The 23,791-nt window shown below is 59.3% G+C and carries 35 protein-coding genes; 29 read left to right on the top strand and 6 right to left on the bottom strand.

Going from position 1 to position 23,791, the window contains the following annotated elements:
• Positions 1-11 precede the first annotated feature (11 nt).
• The 24 genes from ABIE28_RS08365 (at position 12) to ABIE28_RS08250 (ending at position 18,528) form a co-directional block, all read left to right on the top strand.
• Entirely contained in the window at positions 12-644 is a 633-nt protein-coding gene (locus ABIE28_RS08365; protein ID WP_354061878.1) for a P27 family phage terminase small subunit, read from the top strand.
• A complete protein-coding gene (locus ABIE28_RS08360; RefSeq protein WP_354061876.1) occupies positions 641-2,398 on the top strand; it encodes a terminase large subunit in 1,758 nt (585 codons plus the stop codon). The genes ABIE28_RS08365 and ABIE28_RS08360 overlap by 4 nt, the downstream gene beginning before the upstream one ends.
• On the top strand, positions 2,395-3,633 hold the full coding sequence (locus tag ABIE28_RS08355) for a phage portal protein (RefSeq protein WP_354061875.1): 1,239 nt from the start codon (positions 2,395-2,397) through the stop codon (positions 3,631-3,633). The genes ABIE28_RS08360 and ABIE28_RS08355 overlap by 4 nt, the downstream gene beginning before the upstream one ends.
• An 8-nt stretch (positions 3,634-3,641) precedes the next feature.
• Positions 3,642-4,322, top strand: a complete 681-nt coding sequence (locus tag ABIE28_RS08350; RefSeq protein ID WP_354061874.1) for an HK97 family phage prohead protease — start codon at positions 3,642-3,644, stop codon at positions 4,320-4,322.
• A gap of 10 nt (positions 4,323-4,332) precedes the next feature.
• The gene (locus ABIE28_RS08345) at positions 4,333-5,547 is read left to right on the top strand and encodes a phage major capsid protein (protein WP_354061872.1); all 1,215 of its coding nucleotides are present in this window, start codon (positions 4,333-4,335) and stop codon (positions 5,545-5,547) included.
• A gap of 69 nt (positions 5,548-5,616) precedes the next feature.
• Positions 5,617-5,922 carry a hypothetical protein gene (locus tag ABIE28_RS08340; protein ID WP_354061870.1) on the top strand — a complete coding sequence of 102 codons (306 nt, stop codon included), beginning with the start codon at positions 5,617-5,619 and terminating at the stop codon, positions 5,920-5,922.
• A 54-nt stretch (positions 5,923-5,976) separates the two neighbouring features.
• Positions 5,977-6,516 carry a head-tail connector protein gene (locus ABIE28_RS08335; protein WP_354061868.1) on the top strand — a complete coding sequence of 180 codons (540 nt, stop codon included), beginning with the start codon at positions 5,977-5,979 and terminating at the stop codon, positions 6,514-6,516.
• Positions 6,516-6,854 carry a phage head closure protein gene (locus tag ABIE28_RS08330; protein ID WP_354061866.1) on the top strand — a complete coding sequence of 113 codons (339 nt, stop codon included), beginning with the start codon at positions 6,516-6,518 and terminating at the stop codon, positions 6,852-6,854. The genes ABIE28_RS08335 and ABIE28_RS08330 overlap by 1 nt, the downstream gene beginning before the upstream one ends.
• Complete coding sequence (locus ABIE28_RS08325; RefSeq protein ID WP_354061864.1) at positions 6,851-7,315, top strand: HK97-gp10 family putative phage morphogenesis protein; 465 nt, start codon at positions 6,851-6,853, stop codon at positions 7,313-7,315. The genes ABIE28_RS08330 and ABIE28_RS08325 overlap by 4 nt, the downstream gene beginning before the upstream one ends.
• Positions 7,315-7,704 (top strand): tail completion protein gp17, encoded by a 390-nt coding sequence (gene gp17 / locus ABIE28_RS08320; RefSeq protein ID WP_354061862.1) that lies wholly within the window; start codon positions 7,315-7,317, stop codon positions 7,702-7,704. The genes ABIE28_RS08325 and gp17 overlap by 1 nt, the downstream gene beginning before the upstream one ends.
• A 27-nt stretch (positions 7,705-7,731) precedes the next feature.
• Positions 7,732-8,433: a phage tail tube protein gene (locus ABIE28_RS08315; RefSeq protein ID WP_354061860.1), complete on the top strand. Its 702-nt coding sequence runs from the start codon at positions 7,732-7,734 to the stop codon at positions 8,431-8,433.
• Positions 8,433-8,777, top strand: coding sequence for a hypothetical protein (locus ABIE28_RS08310; protein ID WP_354061858.1), 345 nt, complete (start codon positions 8,433-8,435; stop codon positions 8,775-8,777). The genes ABIE28_RS08315 and ABIE28_RS08310 overlap by 1 nt, the downstream gene beginning before the upstream one ends.
• A 62-nt stretch (positions 8,778-8,839) precedes the next feature.
• Positions 8,840-9,052 carry a hypothetical protein gene (locus ABIE28_RS08305; RefSeq protein ID WP_354061856.1) on the top strand — a complete coding sequence of 71 codons (213 nt, stop codon included), beginning with the start codon at positions 8,840-8,842 and terminating at the stop codon, positions 9,050-9,052.
• 85 nt (positions 9,053-9,137) lie between these two features.
• Positions 9,138-9,548: a hypothetical protein gene (locus tag ABIE28_RS08300; protein ID WP_354061854.1), complete on the top strand. Its 411-nt coding sequence runs from the start codon at positions 9,138-9,140 to the stop codon at positions 9,546-9,548.
• Positions 9,549-9,656: 108 nt separating this feature from the next.
• On the top strand, positions 9,657-11,693 hold the full coding sequence (locus ABIE28_RS08295; protein WP_354061853.1) for a phage tail length tape measure family protein: 2,037 nt from the start codon (positions 9,657-9,659) through the stop codon (positions 11,691-11,693).
• A gap of 9 nt (positions 11,694-11,702) precedes the next feature.
• Entirely contained in the window at positions 11,703-12,365 is a 663-nt protein-coding gene (locus ABIE28_RS08290; protein ID WP_354061851.1) for a hypothetical protein, read from the top strand.
• Positions 12,362-12,952, top strand: coding sequence for a DUF2163 domain-containing protein (locus ABIE28_RS08285; protein ID WP_354061849.1), 591 nt, complete (start codon positions 12,362-12,364; stop codon positions 12,950-12,952). Before ABIE28_RS08290 ends, ABIE28_RS08285 begins: the two co-directional genes overlap by 4 nt.
• Positions 12,945-13,349, top strand: coding sequence for a DUF6950 family protein (locus ABIE28_RS08280; RefSeq protein WP_354061847.1), 405 nt, complete (start codon positions 12,945-12,947; stop codon positions 13,347-13,349). Before ABIE28_RS08285 ends, ABIE28_RS08280 begins: the two co-directional genes overlap by 8 nt.
• Before the next feature lie 15 nt (positions 13,350-13,364).
• Positions 13,365-17,036 (top strand): phage tail protein, encoded by a 3,672-nt coding sequence (locus tag ABIE28_RS08275; protein WP_354061845.1) that lies wholly within the window; start codon positions 13,365-13,367, stop codon positions 17,034-17,036.
• A 3-nt stretch (positions 17,037-17,039) separates the two neighbouring features.
• Positions 17,040-17,468 (top strand): hypothetical protein, encoded by a 429-nt coding sequence (locus ABIE28_RS08270; RefSeq protein ID WP_354061843.1) that lies wholly within the window; start codon positions 17,040-17,042, stop codon positions 17,466-17,468.
• Complete coding sequence (locus ABIE28_RS08265; protein ID WP_354061841.1) at positions 17,465-17,887, top strand: hypothetical protein; 423 nt, start codon at positions 17,465-17,467, stop codon at positions 17,885-17,887. Before ABIE28_RS08270 ends, ABIE28_RS08265 begins: the two co-directional genes overlap by 4 nt.
• On the top strand, positions 17,884-18,156 hold the full coding sequence (locus ABIE28_RS08260) for a hypothetical protein (RefSeq protein ID WP_354061839.1): 273 nt from the start codon (positions 17,884-17,886) through the stop codon (positions 18,154-18,156). The genes ABIE28_RS08265 and ABIE28_RS08260 overlap by 4 nt, the downstream gene beginning before the upstream one ends.
• Positions 18,140-18,331, top strand: a complete 192-nt coding sequence (locus ABIE28_RS08255) for a hypothetical protein (RefSeq protein ID WP_354061837.1) — start codon at positions 18,140-18,142, stop codon at positions 18,329-18,331. The genes ABIE28_RS08260 and ABIE28_RS08255 overlap by 17 nt, the downstream gene beginning before the upstream one ends.
• 2 nt (positions 18,332-18,333) lie before the next feature.
• Positions 18,334-18,528, top strand: coding sequence for a hypothetical protein (locus tag ABIE28_RS08250; protein ID WP_354061836.1), 195 nt, complete (start codon positions 18,334-18,336; stop codon positions 18,526-18,528).
• Between the two features lie 142 nt (positions 18,529-18,670).
• On the opposite strand, the gene ABIE28_RS08245 is transcribed toward ABIE28_RS08250, so the two are convergent.
• A complete protein-coding gene (locus ABIE28_RS08245) occupies positions 18,671-18,934 on the bottom strand; it encodes a hypothetical protein (protein WP_354061834.1) in 264 nt (87 codons plus the stop codon).
• A 45-nt stretch (positions 18,935-18,979) separates the two neighbouring features.
• The gene (locus ABIE28_RS08240; RefSeq protein WP_354061832.1) at positions 18,980-19,204 is read right to left on the bottom strand and encodes a hypothetical protein; all 225 of its coding nucleotides are present in this window, start codon (positions 19,202-19,204) and stop codon (positions 18,980-18,982) included.
• A gap of 156 nt (positions 19,205-19,360) precedes the next feature.
• Between ABIE28_RS08240 and ABIE28_RS08235 the strand changes: the two genes are divergently transcribed.
• The 4 genes from ABIE28_RS08235 to ABIE28_RS08220 are packed head-to-tail and all read left to right on the top strand — an operon-like array spanning position 19,361 to position 21,295.
• Complete coding sequence (locus ABIE28_RS08235) at positions 19,361-20,122, top strand: hypothetical protein (protein ID WP_354061831.1); 762 nt, start codon at positions 19,361-19,363, stop codon at positions 20,120-20,122.
• A 9-nt stretch (positions 20,123-20,131) separates the two neighbouring features.
• On the top strand, positions 20,132-20,506 hold the full coding sequence (locus ABIE28_RS08230) for a hypothetical protein (RefSeq protein WP_354061830.1): 375 nt from the start codon (positions 20,132-20,134) through the stop codon (positions 20,504-20,506).
• Complete coding sequence (locus ABIE28_RS08225) at positions 20,503-20,958, top strand: hypothetical protein (RefSeq protein WP_354061828.1); 456 nt, start codon at positions 20,503-20,505, stop codon at positions 20,956-20,958. Before ABIE28_RS08230 ends, ABIE28_RS08225 begins: the two co-directional genes overlap by 4 nt.
• Positions 20,942-21,295 carry a hypothetical protein gene (locus tag ABIE28_RS08220; protein ID WP_354061826.1) on the top strand — a complete coding sequence of 118 codons (354 nt, stop codon included), beginning with the start codon at positions 20,942-20,944 and terminating at the stop codon, positions 21,293-21,295. The genes ABIE28_RS08225 and ABIE28_RS08220 overlap by 17 nt, the downstream gene beginning before the upstream one ends.
• Before the next feature lie 9 nt (positions 21,296-21,304).
• Here ABIE28_RS08220 and ABIE28_RS08215 read toward each other — a convergent pair whose 3' ends face one another.
• Positions 21,305-21,562, bottom strand: coding sequence for a hypothetical protein (locus tag ABIE28_RS08215; RefSeq protein ID WP_354061824.1), 258 nt, complete (start codon positions 21,560-21,562; stop codon positions 21,305-21,307).
• A gap of 237 nt (positions 21,563-21,799) precedes the next feature.
• Between ABIE28_RS08215 and ABIE28_RS08210 the strand changes: the two genes are divergently transcribed.
• A complete protein-coding gene (locus tag ABIE28_RS08210) occupies positions 21,800-22,156 on the top strand; it encodes a hypothetical protein (RefSeq protein WP_354061822.1) in 357 nt (118 codons plus the stop codon).
• A 10-nt stretch (positions 22,157-22,166) separates the two neighbouring features.
• Here ABIE28_RS08210 and ABIE28_RS08205 read toward each other — a convergent pair whose 3' ends face one another.
• The 3 genes from ABIE28_RS08205 to ABIE28_RS08195 form a co-directional block, all read right to left on the bottom strand.
• Complete coding sequence (locus ABIE28_RS08205) at positions 22,167-22,343, bottom strand: hypothetical protein (protein ID WP_354061821.1); 177 nt, start codon at positions 22,341-22,343, stop codon at positions 22,167-22,169.
• A gap of 234 nt (positions 22,344-22,577) precedes the next feature.
• Complete coding sequence (locus tag ABIE28_RS08200; protein WP_354061819.1) at positions 22,578-23,261, bottom strand: SOS response-associated peptidase; 684 nt, start codon at positions 23,259-23,261, stop codon at positions 22,578-22,580.
• A 1-nt stretch (position 23,262) separates the two neighbouring features.
• Positions 23,263-23,532, bottom strand: a complete 270-nt coding sequence (locus ABIE28_RS08195; protein WP_354061817.1) for a hypothetical protein — start codon at positions 23,530-23,532, stop codon at positions 23,263-23,265.
• Positions 23,533-23,791: the final 259 nt, after the last annotated feature.

Raw genomic sequence — 23,791 nt, 5'->3', positions numbered from 1 at the left:
CGGGTTAGCTGATGGCGCGCAGAAAGGATGATCCGACACTGCAAGCCGCCAAAGGCTTTCCCGGTCGGCGGAAAAAGCAGGTTGAGCAAGAGATTGCAGATGCTGTCGCGTCTGCCGAGCAAGAGCCGGTCAATCAGGCGGACCCTTACCCATTGCCAGCCTTCTTCGCCAATTCGCCGGCGCATTGGCGTGTTGCCATCGCGCTGTGGAAGGAACTTGCGGAAGTTCTGCGCACCTCGGGCCGCCGTCGTCCGGGGTATCGCGGGGCGTTGGCACGGTATTGCGCGCTGACTCAGAAGTGGACTGAGGCCATGGAACAGCTTCGCCGGGACTTGCCCAAGGGCGGAGTAGTGGTGAAGGTGACCAAGGGTGACGGTCATGATGTTTATCGGACGCATCCCAGCGTCGACTACATGTCAAAGGTGGGCGTCGAGTTGCGCCTTATGGAACATGAGTTCGGGTTTACCCCGCGCAGCGATAGCGACATGACACGCGTTGAGAGCTTCAACGCATCGCAGGGGCGCTTACCGTTTGGTGAAGGGCCTGGCGCACCGGGTCGAGGTAGTGGCGCTGGTGATGCCGTCGACCCCATGGGGGTCATGAATGACGCAGATAGCGCGCCGCCGGGGACGCTGCCGAATTGACCTCGACCGCCTTGCCAGTTGGCTTTGAAGGTTTTCCGGTCTGGCTCAAGCCGTATGAAAATGACCCGGCCTACCGTTGGGCGATGCAGGCTTGGCGCGCGGCTGCTTTGGTCAAGGGCGCCTGGTTCGATTACGCCAAGGCCGACAAAATTGTTGCGCTCTGGCCAACTGTCTTTCGGCTTACTGACGACCGTTTTGACGGCGTGCCGTTCAAGCTTCTGCCTTGGCAGGAGATGGTAGTTCGACTTCTGGTCGGCTGGAAAAAGCCTATTGATGTCGTCGACCCGCGCACCCACGAAAATATCGTGGTTCATGTCCGTTTGTTTCGCCGGCTGGATTTGTGGATTCCGCGTAAGAACGGCAAAAGTGAATTTCTTGCGGCGCTGGGCGTGCTGTTCTTCGTTATCGAGAAAGTCTCCGGCGCGCAGGGTTTCGTCTTCGGGCGCAATGAAGATCAGGGGCGGGTTCCCTTCGGCAAGATGCAAGACATTATTGCCAAGGCAAACGGTCTGCTGACCGATGCCAAAGGCAATGAGCGGATCGCGCTCAATGACAAAAGCATTTTCATCCGCGAGACGCGGGGATTGTGCCAGCTCCTGACCGGGGCGCCAGACGGCAAACATGGCCGCTCGCCTACTGTGATCCTCGGTGACGAGATTCACGAATGGCGGACCAAGGAACTAGCCGACACGCTGCGGCAGGGGACTGGGGCCCGGTTGCAGCCGATAGAGCTTTACGCATCGACCGCAGGCCGCAAACAGAACCGCGTTGGGTATGAGTGGTTCGAAGAGTCGATGGCCATCATGCGTGGCGACCTCGACGACCCGACCACGTTGGTCGTGTTCTTCGGTGTCGATGATGAGGATGATTGGGCTGACGAGACGGTGTGGAGGAAGGCTAACCCCAGTCTGGGTTTGACGCCAACGCTCGACTATCTGAGGGGCGAATACAAAAAGGCGCTCGGACGACCAGCCGCCGAGGCGGTCTTTCAGTGCTATCACCTCAACAGGTGGGTCGACACGGTATCGGCCTGGATACCTCGCTCGAAGTGGTCGGCATGCACCACCGATCCGACCAGCTGGGGCGCTCTTTACGAGCAGCATCGCGGGCGCAAGGCCTACGTCACTTGTGACGTGTCCGCCACTCGTGACGTTACGGCGCTGGTGATCTTGCTGCCGCCTGGTGAGCAGTATTCGGAGTGGGTTATCATTCCATTTTTCTGGGTACCCGAGGACACACTTGAAGCCCGCGCAGAAGAAGACAAGCGCGTCAACTGGCGGAAGTGGGTTGATGATGGGGTGCTTCAAACGACGCCTGGCGACTATGTCGACCAGAACTTCGTGAAGGCGGCGATCATCAAAGCTGGCGATGACTTTGATCTGATCGAGTTTGGATTTGATCCGTGGAACGCTCGCAAGCTCACTGCCGATCTACAAGGCGATGGGATGGACGCGGAACTGATGACCGAACTGCGCCAAGGTCACCAGACCTTGGGCGCAGCGACCAAGGAATTTGAACGGCTGATCTTCGCCAAGAAGATCGAACATGGCGGGCATCCGATGCTCGCCTGGATGATGGGGCATTGCACCGTGCGGTTTGATGCGAACCTAAACTATGTGCCGGACAAAAAGAGTTCGCTGGACAAAATCGACGGCCCTGTCGCTGTCGTCATGGGCGTCTGCCTTGCTCTGGGTGATCAGGAGGAAGGCGAGGATTTAGACGACTACCTCAATAGCATGAAGGCGCAGGCATGAACCCGTTTGGATGGTTGGCCGGTTGGGGATCGAATCCCAAGATTTCGGGTCGCGATAGCAAAGAGACGCAGGCGGCATATGCCGACCGTGCGCCAGTGCGAGCCTCGATAGATCGCACCTTGTCTTTATCGACCGCATGGGCTTGCATCCGGTTGCTGTCCGAAACCTCGGGCACTCTGCCTCTGCCATTGTATAGAAAAATAGATCAGGATCGCCGGGAAGTCGCCGGAGACCATGCGCTTTACGGGCTTCTTCATGACAGCCCCAACGCCTGGCAGACTGCTGCCGAGTTCTGGGAGGGGCAGGTCGCTCAACTTTGCGGGTGGGGCAACGCATTCTCCGAGCAAAAGATGCTCGGAGAGCGGCTTGTGGCGTTGGAGCCGCTGCCGCCGACCACAACAGTCAGGCGGGACAGCAACGGCGATCTTCGCTATTCCTTCAGCGATCGTGGCCGTACCGAAATGTTGCCGGCCTCCAAGATTTTTCACATTCGCGGTTTTGGTTTTGGGGGGGAGGTCGGTCTCTCGCCTATCCGCTACGGGTGGCAGGTGATGCGCGGTGCCATCGCCGCTGAAGATGCTGCAGTCCAGTTTATGGAAGGTGGGTTGCAGATCGCCGGGTTTGCCAAAGAAGGTGCGACAGGCAAGTCCACATCAGATCAGCGCAAAGAACTGATGGAGCTTTTCGCTGAGTTCATGGGCTCCAAGGCAGCCGGCAAGGTGATGCCATTGCCGAAGGATTGGGACTGGCAGCAGCTCACCATGAACCCCGAAGATGCACAGATGATTGAAACGCGCGGGTTCAACGTCGAGCAAGTCTGCCGAATTTATCGCGTGCCACCGTTCATGGTTGGCCACACGCAAAACTCTACGAGCTGGGGTTCTGGTCTGGAATCCCAAAATATTGGCTTCCTGACCTACGCGCTCCGCCCGTACCTGGTTCGCATCGAGCAATCCGTAAAAAAGCAGCTTCTGAAGCCGTCCGAGCGCGGCTCTTACTACGCGGAATTCGTTCTGGAAGGCTTGCTTCGCGCAGATAGCACGGGGCGGGCGGCGCTATATGCCTCTGGCGGTCAGAACGGTTGGATGACCCGCAACGAGATGCGCCGCCGCGAGAACCTCATTCCCGTCGAGGGCGGCGATGTGCTGACCGTCCAGTCAAACCTGCTTCCGCTAGATCAACTCGGCAAGACGCCGCCTCGAGCGGTTCAGCCCGCACCGGGCGATCCGGTTTAGGAGATACCATGAAGACCAAGGATTTTGCCCTGCACGTCAAAGACGTGTCGGAAGACGGCACCTTTGAGGGCTACGGCTCGATCTTCGGAAATGCCGACAGCTATGGCGAAATTGTCATGCCGGGTGCTTTTGCAAAGAGCCTGGCTCGCCACGAGAAAGAGAAGTCCAGTCCGCTCATGCTGTGGCAGCACAATTGGGAGCATCCGATTGGCGTCTGGGACGCACTTGAAGAAGACGCCAAGGGCCTCAAAGGCAAGGGGCGCTTTATCCTTGGGGTACAAAAAGCGGACGAGGCCTACCTCTTGGCGAAGAACGGCGCGGTGCGTGGCCTATCCATTGGCTACCGCGAAGTGCGCACTGAGCCAGAAGGCAACAACCGAAAGCTGTTGGAACTGGACCTGATGGAAATCAGCCCGGTCTCTTTCCCCGCCAATCGGCGCGCCGGCATCACAGCCGTCAAGTCTGAGCGCATGGATGAATTTGCACGTCGCTTGCGCGATGGCGAACCCATGCCCGTCAAAGAATTCGAGGACATCCTGCGCGAGGCAGGTGTCCCCAAAGCCATGGCCGTACGGATCGCCTCTGTCGGTTATGCGAAGGCCATTCGGAGCGAGTCCGAGGGCGTGAAGGCGAATGACCTGGCTTCGCTGCAAAAGGCAGTCGCGGCCTTCCTTCCTCCACGGACCTAAGGGAACACTCATGTCCGACGAACCGAACATCACCCAGCTTGCCGCCGATCTGATCAAGGCCGCTGAAGAAGTCAAAAAGGCCGCTGAAACCACCAATGCGGAGTTGAAAAACCTCGGAAAGGTGACTGACGAAACCAAGCAGACTGCTGACCAAGCGCTGGTCAAACACAATGAAATCTCGGCGCGACTCACCGAGATCGAACAGAAGATGGTTCAGCGTACCGCTGAGCCGCAGGAGCGAAAGTCGGTAGGCCAGCTGGTCACCGAAAATGAAGAAGTCAAAAGCTGGATCAAGTCGGGCGGCAAGGGCCGGGTGTCCGTAGCCGTCAAGGCGATCATTTCGGCGCTGACCACAGATGCCAACGGTTCTGCCGGCGATCTGATCGTGCCACAGCGCCAGCCGGAAATTATCATGCCTGGGCTGCGCACTATGTCCATGCGTGACCTGATTACGCCGGGTAGCACGAACTCGAACGCTATCCAGTATGTGAAGGAAACCGGCTTCACCAACAACGCCGGGACCGTTTCAGAAACTTCTGGTGCGACCAAGCCGCAGTCGGAAATCAAGTTTGATCTGGTGACGGCAGCAGTTTCCACGATTGCTCACTGGGTGCTGGCAACCAAGCAAATCCTCGATGACGTACCTCAGTTGATGTCGTACATCGACGGACGTCTCCGCTATGGTCTCGCGTTTGTGGAAGATAACCAGATCCTCAATGGGTCCGGCACCGGCACCGACCTCAACGGTATCTACACGCAGGCAACTGCGTTCGTTCCCCCAACCACCATCGCGGGGCCGGTGACGAAAATTGATGTGATCCGCCTGGCAATGCTTCAGGCATTTCTTGCTGAACTTCCTCCTACCGGCGTCGTGATGCATCCCACTGACTGGGCGACCATCGAGTTGGTGAAGGATACGACTGGTCGGCATATTATCGGAAACCCTCAAGACGGCACCGCGCCGCGCTTGTGGCGCCTGCCTGTGGTCGAAACGCCTGCCATGACCGCCGACAAGTATCTGGTCGGTGCTTTCAAGCTCGGTGCCCAGCTGTTTGACCGCGAAGAAGCCACTGTCGAAATCTCGACCGAAGACAGCGACAACTTCCGCAAGAACCTGGTGACGATCCGCGCCGAAGAGCGCGCTGCTCTCGCCGTCTATCGTCCTGAGGCCTTCATCAAGGGCGATTTCCCCGCCAGCATTACCGCTGCGACCAAGGCGCCATAAGGCTGTCGGCTGATCACGAGCGGCGGCCGAAAGCGGCCGCCGTTTTCATGAGTTGATAGGAGAAACGCCATGAAACTTTACGTCATCGATCAGGTCAGCATCAGTGCAGTTCAGTCCGATACGCTCAAGCCCGGTGACGCGTTCGCGGTGTCGGATGCGTATGGGGATGAACTGCTAATCAAGCTTCCTCACGCAGTTTCGAAAACTCCCCCTAAAGGTCACGCCGACGCTGATGCCAAGGCGAAGGCCGACGCTGATGCCAAGGCAAAGGCCGACGCTGATGCCAAGACAAAGGCCGACGCTGATGCCAAGACAAAGGCTGATCAGCTTCCGTCTAACAAGGCCGAGCAGCCGCCTGCAAATAAGGCATCTTAAATGCACGTCCGCGTTGTCGTCGCGCCGCAGCCTATTGTCCGTTGGGAGGATGCCATGCGGCATCTGCGCCTCGATGACGATGAGCAGCGTGAGTATGTGGAAGGGCTGGTCGCGGCGGCAACGGGTTGGCTCGATGGTCCGGGCGGCTGGTTGGGGCGATGCCTTGGCGAGCAGACGCTTGAGCTGGTCGACTACGCTTTTGGCAATGATCGGTTGCCGTATCCGCCTGCCATCGAAGTTGTTAGCGTCGGTTACACCGATCCCAATGGCGTCGAACAGGCTTTTCCAGATGATCGGTTTCGGCTTCTGGCCAACGGCTCGATCTGGTCTGAGCAATGGCCTGCGCTCGGCAGTGGGCCCGACCCGGTGCGCGTTCGGTATCGTTGCGGTTACCCAGATCGGGTGACGCCGGCTGATGGTGATATTGCCGAGTTTTGCGAAAGCACTGTTCCGCCGGCAATACGCCAAGCCATCCTGTTGCTGGTCGGCCAGTGGTTCCGGTCGCGTGAGAATGTTGTTGTCGGAACGATTGCCACAGCAATGCCTTTCGCTGCCGAGGCCCTGTTGTCGCCTTATCGGGTGTGGTCAGTCTGATGGGCGTTTCAGCGGGGAAGCTTGATCGGCGCATAGTGTTGCGCCGACCATCTTTGACGCGCGATGCGCAGAACAGGCCCATCACCACATGGGATACGGTCGGCCCGGTTTGGGCGTCTTGGCGTCGTGCAACAGCGAATGAACGCCTGGCATCGGCGCAGGTGACCGCGCAGGTCACAGATATCTTTGAGGTTCACTGGTCAAGCCGCGTCAAAGATATCGATCCGTCGTGCGAAGTTGAGTTCCGGGGCACGGTGTACGACCTCGTTGAGGCTACCGAGATCGGCTATCGCGAAGGCATGCTGATCCGCGCCAACGCTCGCGTCGACCAGCCATGAAATTGACCATGCGGGTTTCGGGATTGCGGGAACTGGATGTTGCATTGGGCGAGTTGCCAAAGGCCACATCGCGCAATGTAGGCCGTCGCGTGTTGATGAAAGCAGGGCAGCCGATTGCCGATGCCGCTGCCCGATTGGCGCCGGATGATCCGGCCACCGGAGGCAAAGACCTCAAGTCGTCCATCGTGGTCGGCACAAAGCTAACGCGGCGGCAGGCGTCATCTCACCGGAAAAAGACCAAAAACGACAAGGCATTTTCTGAGGCCTTTGTCGGCACCAAAGACCCTGCCGCCGTGCAGCAGGAATTTGGCAACGAACGGCATGGCCCCCAATCGTTCATGCGTCCCGCCTGGGACCAAGAGAAGGGGGCCGCACTCGACATCGTCAAAGCCGAGCTTGGCGCTGAAATTTCCAAGGCGGCCAAGCGTCTGGCTCGGCGGGCAGCAAAGAAAGCGGGCTGATGGAAACGGTTCTGGCGAATCTGCTGCTAGCCCATGCGCCATTGGCGGCGCTGGTCGAGCAGAACATTGATTGGGACGAAGCCCCGCAAGGGATCGAAGCGCCGCTGATCGTGATGTTCCTGATATCGACTGAGCCGACCTACACCTATTCCGGCCCGGTCAAGCTGGTCGGGCGGCGTGTGCAGTTTGACTGCCGGGGGCGCACTCGCGAGGTAGCCCGGCAGATTGCTGAGGCGCTGGACGCCAAGCTGTCAGGCTATCGCGGAGAATTTGAGGGCGTGCGCTTCGGCGGCGCTTTCAAGCAAGGGCATCGCACGCGGGCACGTACCGAAGCGAGCAGCTGGTTTACCGCCAGCGTGGACTATCTGATCTGGTCGGCGACAGCCTGACCTTTCCTCACATCATAGGAGACTGCAATGGCTGACGACACTCAGGCCATGATTGGCTATGGCACCGTATTCGAGATGGCTGATGCAGCCACGCCAACGGTGTTTGTGCCCCTCGGCGAAGTCATCAACGTCGATCCCGGCGAGGACGACGACGAAGAAGTCGAGGCGACGCACTACACTTCCCCCGACCGGACCCGCGAGTACATTCCCGGCATGACCACGCCTGGCGCGGCAACGGTCGAGGGCAACTACATTCCGGGCTCGGCCACGGACCTGATGATCATCGCGGCCCGTGGCAAGAAGAACCGTGGCCGTATCACTCTGCCAAACGGTGTGCGCACCACGTTTCCGGTTGTGCGCCGTGGCTATAGCCAGGCCATCCCGCTCGATGACCGCATGACGTTCCAGGCCACGTTCAAACGTGCCGGCGCTAAGACCACCGACACGGCAACCCTCCCGGTCAATGGTGTGCCGCCATCCATCGCCACCAGCGCAGCGCGCGTCGGCGTGGTGATGACCGCACAGCCTGGCATCTGGGCACCGTTCGCCAATTTCGCTTATCAGTGGAAGAAGGGTGGGACCAACATCGCGGGCGCAACGGACAAGACTTACACGCCAGTCGTTGGCGATGTCGGCGCCGCGATCACGGTCACTGTAACCGCCACCAATTCGGCGGGCGCGGCAGCACCTGTAACCTCCCTCGCAACTCCAAACGTGGTGGCAGCATAATGGCCAATCCCCAGAAGGGCGAAGTCATCGTCCAGATCGACGCCGGCGAGTTTGTGCTCTGCTACCCGCTGGGGGCTGTGGCCGCCATCGAGGGGCAGTTTCCCGGCAGAACCATCGAGGCGGTGCTGGCCGATCTAAACGAAGACAAGCCTAAGACACAAACCCTCATGGTGGTGATCTGGGCTGGCCTCAAGAAGCATCATCAGCTCAGCCTCGACGAGGTCGGCGATCTGATCACACTCGCCGAAATGTCGACCTGGGCCGCCAAGGTGGCTCAGGCCTTCAAGCTGGCCCAGCCGGAGGCAAAAGCGAAAGGCCCCCCTCGGAAGGCGGCGGCCAGCTAGACTGGTCGTCGCTACTCGAAAACTGGATATTCCTCGGGCAACCCGCCGATCTGTTTTGGACGATGACGGCCAAAGAGGTCGCCATTGTTCAAGCGGGCATCGCCTCGCGTATGCGACGCGACCATAACGAACTGGCGTGGGCAGTCTGGAACATTGCGGCCCTGCCCAAGGCCAAAAAGATGCCAGACCTCAAAAAGCTCCAGTCAAGCGATCCGGGGCGGCAGGTGCAAAAGCAGCACTGGAAAGCCCAGGCGGAAATTCTGGCGGCTTGGTAGTTGCCAGAGTGATTTACACAGCTTGAGTCCCTTTTCATTGGAACAAGGCTGTGCACTAATCGCCCTCAAAATCGGGGGGTCTCAGATGAAATTTAGACGGGTTGGCACGCTGTTGTCCGTTTTGGTCCTTGCAGCGTGTTCCGCAACCGCTGGTAAACTGGAGCAAAGCTCCTCAACCAAAGTTGAGACGCGCGGCTACTCTGAGAACTATCAGGAAATATACCGCCGCGTGTTCACTGCTGCGAATGCTTGTGCGGGTGGAAGCCTGAACGCTTATGCGTCGATGTCTGTTGACGGGCAGCTTTATAGTGAACTCGGGTTTGGGGAAGTCACCCTGTCAATGTCGAACCTCGGCATGAAGAATTTCTATTGGAAGGCCAAGGTAGAACAAGCCGGGAAGGGGTCTTCCATGACAGTTCATTCCGGCAACACGATCAACAATTCCATGTGGCTCAACAACGTCATTCGATGGGCGTCGGGCGATGCAAAGTGCTAGTGCGGCTTGATCCCGGCAGTACCGGCGTTTGTGGCGGCTGCTAATCGCAACGGCATATTTTTGGTTCTCCAAGGCTCGCTTCGGCGGGCCTTTTTTTATGGTGCGAACATGGCAGAGAACGCAGTTATTGGGGCGTTACGCGTCAATCTCGGTTTGGACACGGCCGAATTTCAGGATGGCGTGAAAGCCGTGAAAGATCAGATCGGCGGGCTCGGCAAGGTCTTCAGCGGCCTTGCCGCTGTCGGTGTTTTCACTGCATTTTCGGCGGGTATCGGCGCGGCAGTTGGTCGTATCGAGGAGATGCGCAAGCTCTCTGCCGAGTTGGATAAGACACTGGCGAACACGGGCAATGCCGCAAAGACGAGTGCTGCGGAGGTGGCTTCATTCGCCGATGACCTACAGCGTTCAACAGGTCGCGCCGCTGAAGAAGTCATGGCTGTATCGACAAATTTGGCCACCTTCGGTTTCAGCCGCGAGGTGTTTTTTGATGCTATCGAGCTGGCCGATGACATGGCTGCGGCGTGGGGTGGCGATCTTAAGCAGAACGTCGAGGGCCTTGCGCGGGCCCTTGCCGATCCTGAGCAGGGTCTAGCGATGCTCACCAAGCGCGGCATCACATTCACCGATCAACAGAAGGAGATGATTGCCGGGTTCATCAAGTCCAATGACCTGATCGGCGCGCAGGGCGTCGTCATGGACGCGCTGAACGAGCAGGTGAAGGGCGTTGCCGAGGCTGGATTCAGCGGCCTCACCAAAGCCTCAGCGAACGCCTGGCTCGGTGTCGAGGGTTTCTTCGAAGCGATCGCCAACGGCCTTCAAATCAATCTCGGGCTTGAACTCGGGCTGATCGCAATCGCCGAGGCCCTTCGTTTTGTGACGGACAACATGGGGCTACTGGGGCGCGTCGTTGCTGTCGCTGGTGTTGCTCTGATGACGGCGATGGGGCCAGCGGTCTGGACTGCCGCGTCTGTTGCGGCGGTAGCTTTCGGCAATGCTGCCATTGGAGCGATCCGAGCTGTGGGCACGGCAATTCTGCTCAATCCTATTGGGGCGATCATTGTGGCCTTCTCTGCGGCTGTTGCCGCAGCCTTTCTATTCCGCGATGAGATCAAGCAAGCTATCGGGATCGACTTTGTCGGTGTGGTCATTGATGCCGCAAACAAGACCATCGGCGCCTTCGTGGGGGCTTATGAGGCGGTCAAACAGCAGTGGAGCAACCTGCCGCTGTTTTTCGCAGCCATCGGCAAGAAGGCCTGGAACAGCTTCTTGGAGTCGTTCGAGGGACCGGCGCTCACCATCAAGACACCCTGGGGTTCGTGGGAGTCCGGCGGGTTTGACCTCACCGACGGAAAAGCCAAACTCACCCCAGAGGAAGAGGCAGCTTTCGGCAAGGCTAGTGCCACCTTTGGCACCGGCTTTAACCGCGACTATATCGGCGACATGTTCAAGGGCATTGGGACCGAGGCGGCCGGAGCGACGGCGAATGTGCAAGGCTTTGGCGATCTGCTCGCGGAAACCACCAGCGGCGGCGGGGCTGGCCTCAAAGGGCTGAAAGATGCCGCTGGCGAGACCAAGGAAGCGATGAAGGGGCTCGGCGATGTCATGGCCGACATGCTCGCCAATTCGCGCTCCGAGTTTTCCAGCATGGCCACCAGCGTCGTCAAAGCCTTCGGCGATGCCAAGGACGGTATTTCCAAAGCCCTCGACGCCGTTGGCAAAGCAATCGATAGCATTGCCGACAAAGCGCTCAACCAAGGGTTCGGCATGCTCTTTGACGTGTTGATGGGCTCATTCGGTGGCGGGTACAAAAGCTCGATCACCGGCAGCGGCGGCGGCTTCTTTCCGGGATTAAACGGTCCCAGCCTGAAGGGTCTCGCCACCGGTGGGCGCACGATGACCGCCGGTCTCGTCGAGGTTGGCGAGCGCGGCCGCGAACTGGTCAACCTGCCAGCTGGGGCAAACGTCATTCGGCACAGCGACATTGGCGACGTAGGGCAGGGTGGCGCATCGCGCGTCTTGGTCGAGCTGTCACCAGATCTTGTGGGCCGCGTTCTTGAGCAGACGGGTGAGCAGACCGTGTCGCTCGTCAAGGCCAATGACAAAGCGCGCAAGAACTACGTCCAGGGCGGCGGTCAACCCTTCTAAGGATCATCCATGGCTCCCACCATTATCGACCTGCCAGCCATTGTCGGCTGGTGGGAATGCCTTTTCGACCCCGTCGTTCCGCGCGATCTGGAGCGCATGGAAGGGCGGCGCACTGAAAGCATGCGGTTCGGCACGCCGTACTGGCGTGGCAGCTGGACGACGACCGCGCTCACGCCTGCACAGATGGGAGCGCTTGAGGCGTTCGCCATGATGGCGGGTGACAATGGCGAGGTGTTTCGCGCTTATGATGCTAGTCGGCCCCGGCCGATTGACTATCACACTGATGACCACGCGCCGCTCTCTGGCACGCGGGCAGGCGGCGGGGCATTCGACGGCACCGCTACCATCACTGGCCGAACTGCCTTTTCACTGACGGTGTCGATGCTGCCGGCTAACTTCCAGTTTCGCGCCGGGGACTATGTCGAGGTGCGAAGATCGGCCAGCATCATTTCGCTGCATCGCATCACCGCCGATGTGCGCGCCAGCGCTTCTGGTGTCGTGACGCTGCCAATCCGGCATGGGCTCGACCTGCAGAACTTCCCGCTGCCGCTCACCGCAAACTTCGAAAAAGCCAGTTGCCTGATGCAGGTCGATCCGGGCGCGCTTAGCGCGTCCAAGCCCCTGATCGAGCGCCGCGCCAGCTTCACCGCCCAGGAGGTGTTTTTCGCATGAGCCTTGATCCCGCTGTTGAGACACTGCTCAACGATGGCCAGATGCTGCGCCTTGATCTGGTGCGCTTTGACTTGCCTGGCCGCACTGTCGGCTATCATCGCGGCGGCCGCCCTTACACCTATAACGGGCTCATCTATCACCCAAACCGCTTTCTCGATATGGGCGACATGAACCAGTCGCTCGGCGCTGCCGTCACCTCTCGCACCATCGTCTTTTCCAATGTGCCGACTGAAAACGAGAACGACGCAATCGCCAAGATTGAGGAGTTCCAGTATCCCAATAGCCCGGTGATCATCTCCCATCTGGCAGGCGACCCGGCCACGGGCAACCCGGTCGGCGTGCTGGCCTCATCGATCTATGAGATTAACGAGGTTCGCTATCGAAAGGGCGCAGCGGACGGCAACGGCGTGCGCAGCCTGACGCTGGAAATCGATCTTGAACCGCCGGGCCGTTCGGCGCGCGGCGCAACCCATGTGAAGCGTGCCCAGGCCGAGCAGCAGTTCGACAATCTCGCAACCGACACGTGCCTTGAATACGCGTCGACGGTGCAAACGGTCCCGGTAGAGTGGGGGCAGCGCAATGGCTGAGACCCGTTTCGAGATCGCAGCGCGCATCATCGAGCAGGAGATGGCCAAGCCCTATACACCGGGCAGCGCCGACTGCTTTTTCTTTGGCCTGCAAACCGCCGACGCGCTCGACTCGTCCCTTGGCTTGGTGACGCGCTATGCCAAAGCCTATCGCACGCTGGCGGGCGCGCAGCGCGCTTTGCGTCGTCTGGGCTATACCAGCCTCGTCGCCCTGTTCAGCACGCACTTTGAGCAGTGTGCGCCTGCTATGGCCCGCGTGGGCGACCTGGCCGTGATCCTGCTGACCGATGGCGAGCACGTCGGCATCTGTGTCGGTCAGAAGTTCATCACCAAGACCGCGCGCGGCCAGTCGTTCCACGACATGCCCAGCATCCTCGCCGCGTTCCACGTCGGCTAAGCCAAGAGTTCGTCCATGCCAATTTTCTCCCTAGCCGGCGCGGCAATTGCGGGCGCGCTTTTTGGCGGCTCCGCGATTGCGGCAACGCTCATCGCTGGCGGGCTGGCCTTTGGCGCGTCGTTGCTTATGCAGTCTCTCAATCGCCCCAAGCAGCGCGCATATGCGGCCGTGCAGGGCGAAATTCAGTATGGCGCCGACGTGCCGGCCTCAACGCTTTTCGGCCCCGGCAAGACCAAGGGCCATCACATTTTCTATGCCAAGTGGGGCAGCGGCAATAAGTTCAACGCCGACGTTCTCTTGCTGGCCAACGGCTGGTGCGATGGACTTGAACCTGTCGTGTTCTTCGAAGGCGAAAGGCGTACCCTCGTCACGCGTCCGGTCATCGGCAATGAGGCGGCGCATTATGGCGTCAGCGGCTTTGGCACGCTCATTTCGATCCGTTTCTATGATGGGCGGCCGGGGCAGGGTGTCGATACAAAGCTCGTCGCCGACACCGCTGGTCTGGGTCAGAACTGGAAAAACACATCGCGTTGCGCAGGGCTGACCTATGTCGTCCTTGAGCGCCAGTATGATGCGGAGAAGTTCAAGAGCCGTGCCGAGTTCGAGTTCGTGCTGCGCGGTCTGCGTGAATACGACCCGCGCAAAGACAGCACGGTTGCCGGTGGCTCCGGGCCGCAGCGTCTCGGCACTCCGTCGACTTGGGTTTACACACAGAACCCGGCTGTGCATCGCCTCAACTATCAGCTGGGTTTGCGTGGGCTTATCTCCGGGCGCACCCTGATCGGCGAGGGCAAAAGCCTCGGCCAGCTGGACCTCGGCTCCTACATCGCCTCGATGAACGCGTGCGATGCCGTGCGCGCCGGCAAGCCCACCTATCAGTGCGGCCTGTTCGTCAACGCCGAGGATGACCACACCGAAATCCTCAAAGAGTTCGACGACGCTATGGCTGGCTATGCCCTCAATCGGCGCGGCCTGTCTGGGGTAGTGGCTGGTGCGCCGCAAATCCCTGTTGTTTCGATCACGGCAAACGACATTCCCATCGACCGTGCCCAGGACCTCAAGCGCCGCAAGTCGGCGTTCGAGCTCTACAACTACATGTCTGGGCAGTTCATCTCCCGCGAAGCGCATTGGACGCCTGACAGCCTGAAGCCGGTCTATGTCAATGCTGATGTCGCCGCTGATGGCCGACCGCGCCAGACCCGCAATGACTTCCTGCAGGTGAGCGACCCGGACATTGCACAGTACCTGCTCAACATTCGCTATCGCCAGAACCGCAAGGGCGGGTCCGCCACGGTGCCGGTGTCGCGCCGCGTTGGCTTTGCCGTGCAAGAGGGGGAGTGGGTCACCTTCGACGGAAAGTCGTGGCTGGTCACTGGATGGCGTGCTGACGCCCAGCTGCGGGTGACGCTGACGCTGTCCGAGACCGGCGCTGATGTCTATTCGTCCGCTGGTATCTCGCCCGGTCCTATCGTCATTCCGCCGACGGCGCCGATCAATCCAAGCCTTCTGTCGACCGTTCAAAACTTCGATGTCGAAGCCGGTTTGCTGAACGGGACCGGCGGGCTCGATGTACCGGTGCTGCGCTTCACCTGGACGCCTCCTGATGATCCGACCATCACGGCCGTGCGCATCGTTTACAAGGTCAACTCGGGTGCTGGCGCGGATAGCGCAACGGAATTGCAGTACGACGTTGCGGTAAACCCCGAGAGTGGTCGCTATATCACCAGCAAGAACGTCGAGTCCGACAAGGTCTATGTGGCCCGCGCCACGATCACGACCGTGCCGGATCGGCTCAAGACGTTTACGCCTTGGGCGTCGACGATCCTTGCCACCGGGCGCGCCTATTCAGATGTCCTGGCAGGGTCGATCATTGCGACCAAGCTCGCAGATGCTGCGGTAACCGCGTCCAAGCTAATGGATGGGGCAGTCACCTCGCTCAAGCTGGCCGACCGGGCCGTCAGCACGACCAAGATCGCCCTGGCGGCTCTGACGTCGGAACTGTTAGCCAGCGGCGCTGTGGTTGCGGATAAGCTGGCCAATGGCGCGGTGACTATCACCAAGTTCGCATCGGGCCTGACCCCAATCGAAATCGTGGGCAGTCTGCCTTCGACTGGCAATTTTGAGGGCCGCCAGGTCTTTCTGACCACGGACGACAAGCTTTACCGCCACGCTGGCTCTCCCTCGGGGACAGCAGGATTTACGTCGGCTGTCGCTGCGGATGACCTTGCTGGGCAGATCACGGCTACCCAGATCACTGACGGCGCAATCAGTACGCCCAAGCTGGCGGCCGGCGCAGTTGCCGCGGATAAGATCGCGGCCAACGCGGTTACGGCGGACAAGATCATTGCCAATGCGGTCACCACTGCCAAGATCGCTGCTGGCGCTGTGACGGCTACTGAAGTGGCCGCGAATGCAATTACGACCGCAAAGATCGCGGCCGGTGCGGTGACCGCAACAGAAATCGCTGCGAATGCGATTATTGCAGACAAGATCGCCACCAATGCCATCACGACTGCCAAGATCGCCGCTGGCGCTGTGACGGCTACTGAGATCGCCACTGGTGCCGTGACGGCGGTCAAGATCAGTGCCGGCGCCGTGACTGCGGACAAAGTTGCGGCCAATTCGATCACTGGCGACAAGCTGGTGGCGAACTCGATTACTGCGCGAGAGCTGATCCTGACGGACTTCGAAAACCTTGTACCGAACGGATCATTTGTGAATGGTGACGCCGCCGGCTGGACGTTGCCAGCTGGTGTGACGGTCGTGAGTGGTCCGAGCGATGCCCCAACGCAATATGTTCTGAAGTTTGACGAGACGACCGTTGACCGATACGCCAACGCAATCGGCCTCAACATCATTTCCTGCCAGCCAGGAGATCAGTTTCTGTTCCGGGTCGATGCCGAGACTACTGGGGCTCCGCGCAAGTCTCGAATTCACCTCCGAGCGGGGTTTATCGACAACACTGGTGCAAGCTTGGGCCTTGCGTTAGTCGTTGCCGATAGTGGAGACATGTCTAGCACATCGTTTTCCACGATTAGCGGGACCTTCACAGTCCCTCCAGGCGCAGCGGGTATTACAGCCCTTACTGTAAGAAAAGTCGCCCAGGCTGACAGCTCCGGCGGCCTCAATGTCACCAATGTCGCAGTGTTTCGCCGGGCGAGCGCCGAACTGATTGTCGATGGCGCGATCACCGCTGACAAGCTGGCGGTAAACGCGATCATCGCAGGCAAGATCGCTGCCGGAGCCATCAACACGGCCAGCCTCTTTGTCGATGGCGTGGTGATCACCGACGTGATCGCCAATAACGCTGTGACGGTAGCCAATGCTGTGGTCTCTACCAATGAGGACTCTACCGGCAATACGAACGCCGACCACACCATCCAGACCTTCGCTATCAACCCCACCGGAAACCGGCTCATTGTCAGGGCGCTTGCAACACTATGGATGAACGGCACCACCTACTACGGCACCATCAAACTTAAGAAAAACGGTACGACAATGGTGTCCGCAGCAATCGGTGCAGCCCAGTTCCCTCGCACGCAATGGGGCTTGGCCTACGTCGACAACTCTCCCTCAAACGCAACCTGGACGCTCACCGTCAGTGGCAACGTGGGGGGCGGCGGTCATATCGGCAACGTTTTCAACTACGGCTTCCGCAGCATCGACTATCTGAACAGCAAGAGGTGAGTTTTGAGCTACTTAGTGTACGACGCCGAAACCGGCAAAATCCTTCGTACCCTCACCGGCGCGGCAAATTTGCAAGAAATGGCTGCTCAGTCGCAGGCGCCAAACGAGATCATCCTCGAAGGGGATTTCGATGACCGTCTGTTCCATGTGGTCGAGCATGTCGCCGTGCCGCGCCCGCGCGTCTCGATCCCTGACGACAAGACGATTACCGGGGACGATGTCGACAGTTTTCTGATCGGCAATGTTCCGGCTGGCACTGAGGTGGCGATACGCAACTTCGGCGTGGAAAGAACCGACCCGGCCTATCTCGCGACGTTCACCGTTGACGATGGTGCCTTCGAGTGGAGCAGCACCCGCGCGGGTCTCTACAGCTTCCTCGTTGCGCCGCCGTTTCCTTGGCAGCGCGAGACATTCGAGGTGGTCGTCCAATGAGGGTGCGCGCCGAAGATATCACCGGTCTCAAGGTTCGCCTCTGCCGGCAGATCGATGACCAGGCCGAAAACCTGCGCGCCTCGGTGATCACCCTGGGGGCGGGGCAGGCTCTGGTCTATGAGCAGAAGCTCCGCGAAGCCGAAATGATCATGCAGAACACAGTCTGGGATGAAGCCGCCCAGGACTATGTGACGACTGTCAGCCAGTATGAAGTGCCGAACCTGCATGCCGAGGCGGATGACCTCGATCTGTCGCTGTTCGGTGCCGCCCAGGTGGTGATCGAGCAAGGCCTGCTGTGGGCGACCATCTCGGCAATCATCGAGCGCAAACGTCTAGGGCACAAGCGCCTGGTCATGGCGGCGGACACCGCGCCTCAGGCGAACGCGGCGGCGCTTGTCGACTGGCCAGTGCTGCGATGAGCGTCGCTTTTGAAGACGACGGCTGCACCGGCTTTATCAATGGCTGGGGCGGGCTGGATTGGCGCGTGTGCTGCGATGCACACGACTTCGCCTTCCACACCGGCACCACCCTCAACGATTTCGTCGTTGCCAATCTGGAGCTTTGGCACTGCGTGGCCACGCAGGACATTTTCGCAGCGACCCTCATGTTCATCGGCGTGATGACAGGCGGGGCGCTGTTCTTCTTTTTCGGACGCAAGAAAGGAAAGACCGATGGACGCAAGCAATAATCAGGTGGCGCAGCTCGCGAGCGAACTGGCACTGAAGAACGACGAGCTGCGCAAGCTCTACAAACTGGTGAACGGGCTCAAGGATCGGATCACCAACCTCGAGATCGCCGTCGCTGATCGCGACGTGCAAATCGAGGACTTGAACAGCGCCCTTAGCGCCAATGCGGGGGCATGATCATGGCCAAGACCTATAAGGTGCAGCTGACCGATGGCAGCGTGATCTCCATCGAGGGCGTGGCCAGCGTGGACAAGGATGGCTCGGGGCTGCGGCTTAAGGGCAATGATGGCGAGGTCATCGCCTCGTTTGACGATGGGCAGAGCAAGGCCTGCTGGCCAGCATCGTCCACTGTCAAACCGCCGCCAGCCGAATAAGGGGTTCCGATACACAAAAAGGCCGAAGCGGTAGCGTCATCCCGCCTCGGCCCAGGTGAAGCGTTGGGGCTTCGATTGAAGGAATGGAGTAGGCCACGAAAGGTTCCCGGTGATACCCCGTGGTTACTGATGCAGAACTCGCCTACGGACTTTCTTCCGTTCCATCGGTCGGTCCAGATTTCGTCTGCCAAACTACATCATCACCAGACTGATCCGCTTGAAAATCATAATGCCTTTGCATCAGCGACTTAACTGCATCGAGTGCGGTGATTTCGATCAAAGGGGCAATGTATTTTTTACCAGCGATGATCGTATGGACCAATCCAGCCTCAACGTAATAGGACGCTATGTAGGTGCGGCCGTCGATTGCTATTTTAGCTTCTAAGACTGTGTTTTCTTGGTTCATGATATCACCCTGACGCTATGGCGATGACGAGGTTATCGGTCCGATCTACTGACCTTCGGCCTTGTTGTAGAGCCTGACCATACTCACTGGTTGATCTGGCAGTTGGAAATAGACGCGGGCAGCAAGGTGGCGCTTTTGGCCGCTTCTCACAAGATCGCAGCCCAGTGCTTGTCGTACTGCATCTTCAGGCGAGCGCGCGCCCTCGACGATGATTTCATGAGGATCAATGATCCCGGATCGCAGGTCTACAACACGGTGTTTTACTGACATTGGAAGATCCCTTGTGAAGTTGCGGTAGCACCGCTCTCTTGGGGCGACATTTAAAAAAGCTAAGTGTGTCGGCTTTTTTTCCTAACGTTGCAACGGTGGTATTTCCACTGCCCAAGATCAATTTCCACTTTTATTTCAACATCATAGGAGGCCGTCATGGCCCTAAACGCTGCGTTCTTCGACGCGGTGCGCACATCGCTATTCGACGGAAAGCTCAATCAGGCTCAGGTCGAAGGGCTCAACGCAATCGCATCCGCCTGGGATCGCTACGGCGATGGCCAGACCCATAAGCTGGCCTACCTCATGGCGACGGCACACCACGAAACCGGCCAGCTCCAATGGCTCAAGGAAATCTGGAGGCCGACGAGGGCACAGCGCCGATATGAGCGCGACTTTGATAAGCCGTGGACCAAGGACGATCCCCGCAACAGTCTCGCATTTCGCCTCGGCAACACGCAGGCCGGTGACGGCAAGCGGTTCATGGGGCGCGGGCTGGCGCATATCACCGGCCGGCGCAACTACACCGATTGGGCCAAGCGCCTCGGCGTCGACATTGTCGGCAAACCGGAACTGGCCGAGCAGTTGCCGATAGCTGCCCGCATCCTCGTTGAGGGCTCGATGCTCGGCACCTTCACCGGCAAGAAGCTCGGCGACTACATCACCAGCACGGCGGTCGACTGGAAGAATGCCCGTCGCGTCATCAACGGCACCGACAAGGCTGACCTGATCGCTGGCTATGCCGAGCAGTATCAGGCGGCACTCAAGGCTGGGCTCGCTGGTGAGCCTGCGCCGAAGCCCAAACCGATCCCCGTCACGCCGCTACCTGAATCCGCCAAGGGCAAATCCCCGCCTTGGGGCATCATCACCATCATCCTTTTCGGGCTCGCAGTTGCGGGCCTTTTCTTTGTCCGGTTCTAGGAGGACCACATGTTGACCACCATTATTCAATCTGCAGCCGCTGGTTGGCTCTGGCGTCGTGTGCAGGAGCTTGGCTCTTTGGCCACCATCTTCGTGCCGATCTATCTGGCCATGCCTCAGAGTATGAAGAATGACGTTCACGCGATCTTTTCGGGGCAGGGGGGCGGGCTGACCATTTCGGCCGCCATCGGCCTCGGCTGGTACGTCTGGACGCAGCTGCAGTCCTATCGCGCCACGACCAAGGCCCAGGTGGTGACCACCGATGGCACCAAGATCGCGCTGCCGAAGTCAGGCGCGGGCATTTCCACTACGCGAAAGGTCGAGGCACTGGCGGAAGCTGCAAAGCCGCCCCGCACCCTCTGGGATAGGATCACGGGCAAATGAACCAGACCCCACACGCGGGGCCGGGCCTCTGGATACAAATCCAGCACAGGTTCGGCCCTCGGATCATGGAATGGTTCATGGCCTTCCACACGCTGATGTTCGGGCTGGTCCTGCTGGCCAGCCCAGACCTTTTCAACCAACCTGCCTGGGCTGGCTTTCGTGCCGTGTTCCCATCGGGCGCGGCATTGGGCTGGATCATGGTGGTGCTGGGGGTCGCCCGTATTGGCGGCCTCATCGTCAACGGCGCGCGGCGGCACGTTACCCCGATGATCCGGCAAGTCTCTGCCGGCGTCGGCTGTCTTATCTGGTTCGGCATCGTTTATGGTTTCGCGTCTTCCGGTGTCGTCAGCACATGGCTCGCCATCTATCCGCTGTTTGGAATAGGCGAACTGGTCAATATCCATCGTGCTGCACACGACCAAGGGGAAACGCGGCGTGGAAAAGCTTCTTGATTTGATTGCTGACCAGCCGCTTGCGCTGGTGACGCTGGGCATCGTGCTGGCGCTGATTATTGGCTTTCGCTATCTCGGCCTTTGGCAGGGGCAGCATACAGCGCCAGCGGCATCCTCGGGCTCTGCCCAAGTGGCAGCGGTAATTGTCGACCCAACCGCGTTGCTGTCAGCTGCAGGTTCGGTCGACGGTCTGACCGTTGCGGTAACAGAGGCGAACGTAACAGCGCGGGCGCATGCCACTGCCACCGACAAACTCGCGAGCCAAATCGATGGGCTGGCCAATGTCGTTGATGATCTCAAAAACGAGGTTATCAGGGCGACTGCAAGGCTCAAGTGATAGGATTCGCTATTCCATCTCCGGGATATCGCCCCACTGATGTAACACGACGGGGTCGCCAAACACGCCGTTCACCAGATCCGCCGAGCGCCACCACGCGATAACGCCCGCATATTGGTTCGATGCCGCCAACATGCGGGCGTCATACTTAGCTTTATCCTCGGACTGCACTTCGCGCGGTTCGAACGCGGGCTGCAGCTCGCCCTCATCGTCTCTCACAAACGCAATCACAACGATCAACTTCGTTGGGGTGGTGAGTTTCGCCATTGACATGATATCGCCTGTGTTCTTATTTCGTTCTCATTATAAGCCGCCTCAGATCGGGTCAAGGCTTGGCTAGAATGAGGTGAAAAACATGGACATGAAAATCAAGCCATCGAAGACGGTGCAGATTAGGCGGCTGTTTGACACGGGCCTAGATGCGAAAGACATCGTGAAGCTAACTGGGTACCCCACCTCAACCGTACGCGAAGCGCTAGACGTCAAGAAGCCTATGGTGCGCTAATGGGCATGACGCCGAGCCGGCGCACCATGGAAAGCCTAAAACTGGCGGATATGGCGCTGGACAATCGGCTTTATGTGGTCCGGTGCAACCTGTGTCGGCGCACCAGCCACTTCTTGGCCCGAGATTTGGTGAGGGTGTATGGCGCGGAGCGACCTGCCATGGGCGTTTTCACCAAGTGCTCTAGATGCGGCAAGTCTCAGTACCTGCAAGTCAGTACCCGTCTACCTGATCTGGACGATGATGGTGCGCTCGTGATCCGCAGGCCGACGGCAGAGTGGAAGTGGGTGGACGAGGTCTTCGTTGACGAGGATCGGTTGCCTGCCAGCGCTCGCGAGTTGTGGCGCCGGAAGCGCTAGAGCGAGTTGATCAGCGGTTTTTAGGTGTCTTCGCGGGGGCGGCGATCTCATTGCCGATCCGCGCTAGCTCGTCGCGGATAAACTCGGCCTGCCGGCGTTTTCCCTCATCGTCTGAGACGTTCAGCATGGCTTCGATTTCATCGAGTGGCGTGATCGGCCTGCGCGGGATCGACGGCACGCGGCTCATTCTCGCGCCCCCTTGGTCCCAATAGCCCTTTGGCCCAGTCGCAAGTCAGGTTTGCTTATGGGCCCAAGTCTCGCGTCGATCAACTCATCGAGCGCGGCCTCAACTTCAGAAAGCCCTGCGTCCTGTTCGGCGCTCCGCGAAACAAGGGCTTTCGCATCGTCCAACAGTCGCTGCTTCAAAGGGTCCATGGTGGAACCTTATCCTGCGCGGATGACGGAAGACCATAGGCTTGTGCTAGAGCGAGTTGATCAGGGGTTTCTTGGTGTCGGTGCCCTCGTACCGGCTGCTGTTCACTTCGCGGCTGACACGGTGAAACTCCAACTGGCTGTCGATCTGGCTACCGAGCAAGAGGGCCTTGGCCTCCGAGCCCTGAATTCCGGTATCGAGCCACGCGCCATAGGTCTCGGGGCTTAGGATCACCGGCATACGCGTATGGATGTGCCCGATCTCTGGGACGGCCGGCGCGGTGATGATCGTGCAGCTTGTGACGTCGAGGTGTTCATTGTGCGCCCAGATACCGGCGAAGCTGAAACCGGCTCCGCCTGGCATCTGCAGCAACCATGGGTCTTTTTTGCCGTCGACCTCGTTGGTGGTCCATTCGAAATATCCATCGGCAGGGATCAGGCAGCGGCGCGACTTGAAGCCCTCGCGGAAGGCGCCCGACGTGTCGACCGTTTCTATGCGAGCATTGAACATTGCGGCTTTGGGCAGTTCCTTGGCAAAGAACGGCACCAGCCACCAGCGGCCTTGGTTGAGCTCCATGTTCCCGGCCTTATCGAGCGCGGCAAACTGCACCGTCTGTGTTGGCGCGATGTTGAAGCGCGGCTGCATGTTGGAGGATGGAGGTGGCGCGTCGTGGATCGAGTAGAGCGCGTGGATTTCCGCCCAGGTCATCTCATTGGTAAAACGTCCGCACATGTTAGCTCAGCACGCCCCATTCCTTCAGCCACTTGAAGGTATCCGGCTGGAGAGTGATGTAAATGGTGTCCTTGCCCATCTCGTCCGCTTTGGTTTGCGCGAGGGTCAAAGCATCGGGAACGGTGAGCGGACCCTCGTCAGCGAGGATATCGCCTTCTTCCATCCATGAGACGCTGGCGGTGACGCTGGCCGGGTCTTCGGCACCGACCGAGACGATAACGCTATCGGTTAGCTCGGCCACCTGATCGGCCGTAATGCGCTTCAGAATCATCGACATCTCCCGAGATTTGGGTGGGAAACGCGATTAGGACGAATTGGCTGCATGATTGGAAAAGTGGGACACTTGATTTACGCACGCCCCGGATTGCGGGCGCTTCGCTTTTGTCCCACCGGGGCCTTATGCATTTGACTTATCAAGTTTCTGGCGGTCCGGACGAGGCCTCCAATTAATTCTATCACAAAATCAATAATTTGCTCGACTAACTCGATATGGTCGGGCTGGATTGTGATTTGTGCCCCGACAAACCCAT

The organism is Devosia sp. 2618, from assembly GCF_040546815.1.
GTDB lineage: Bacteria > Pseudomonadota > Alphaproteobacteria > Rhizobiales > Devosiaceae > Devosia.
Note: the sequence above shows the minus strand (reverse complement) of the source record. Positions and strands in the feature narration are given on the sequence as shown.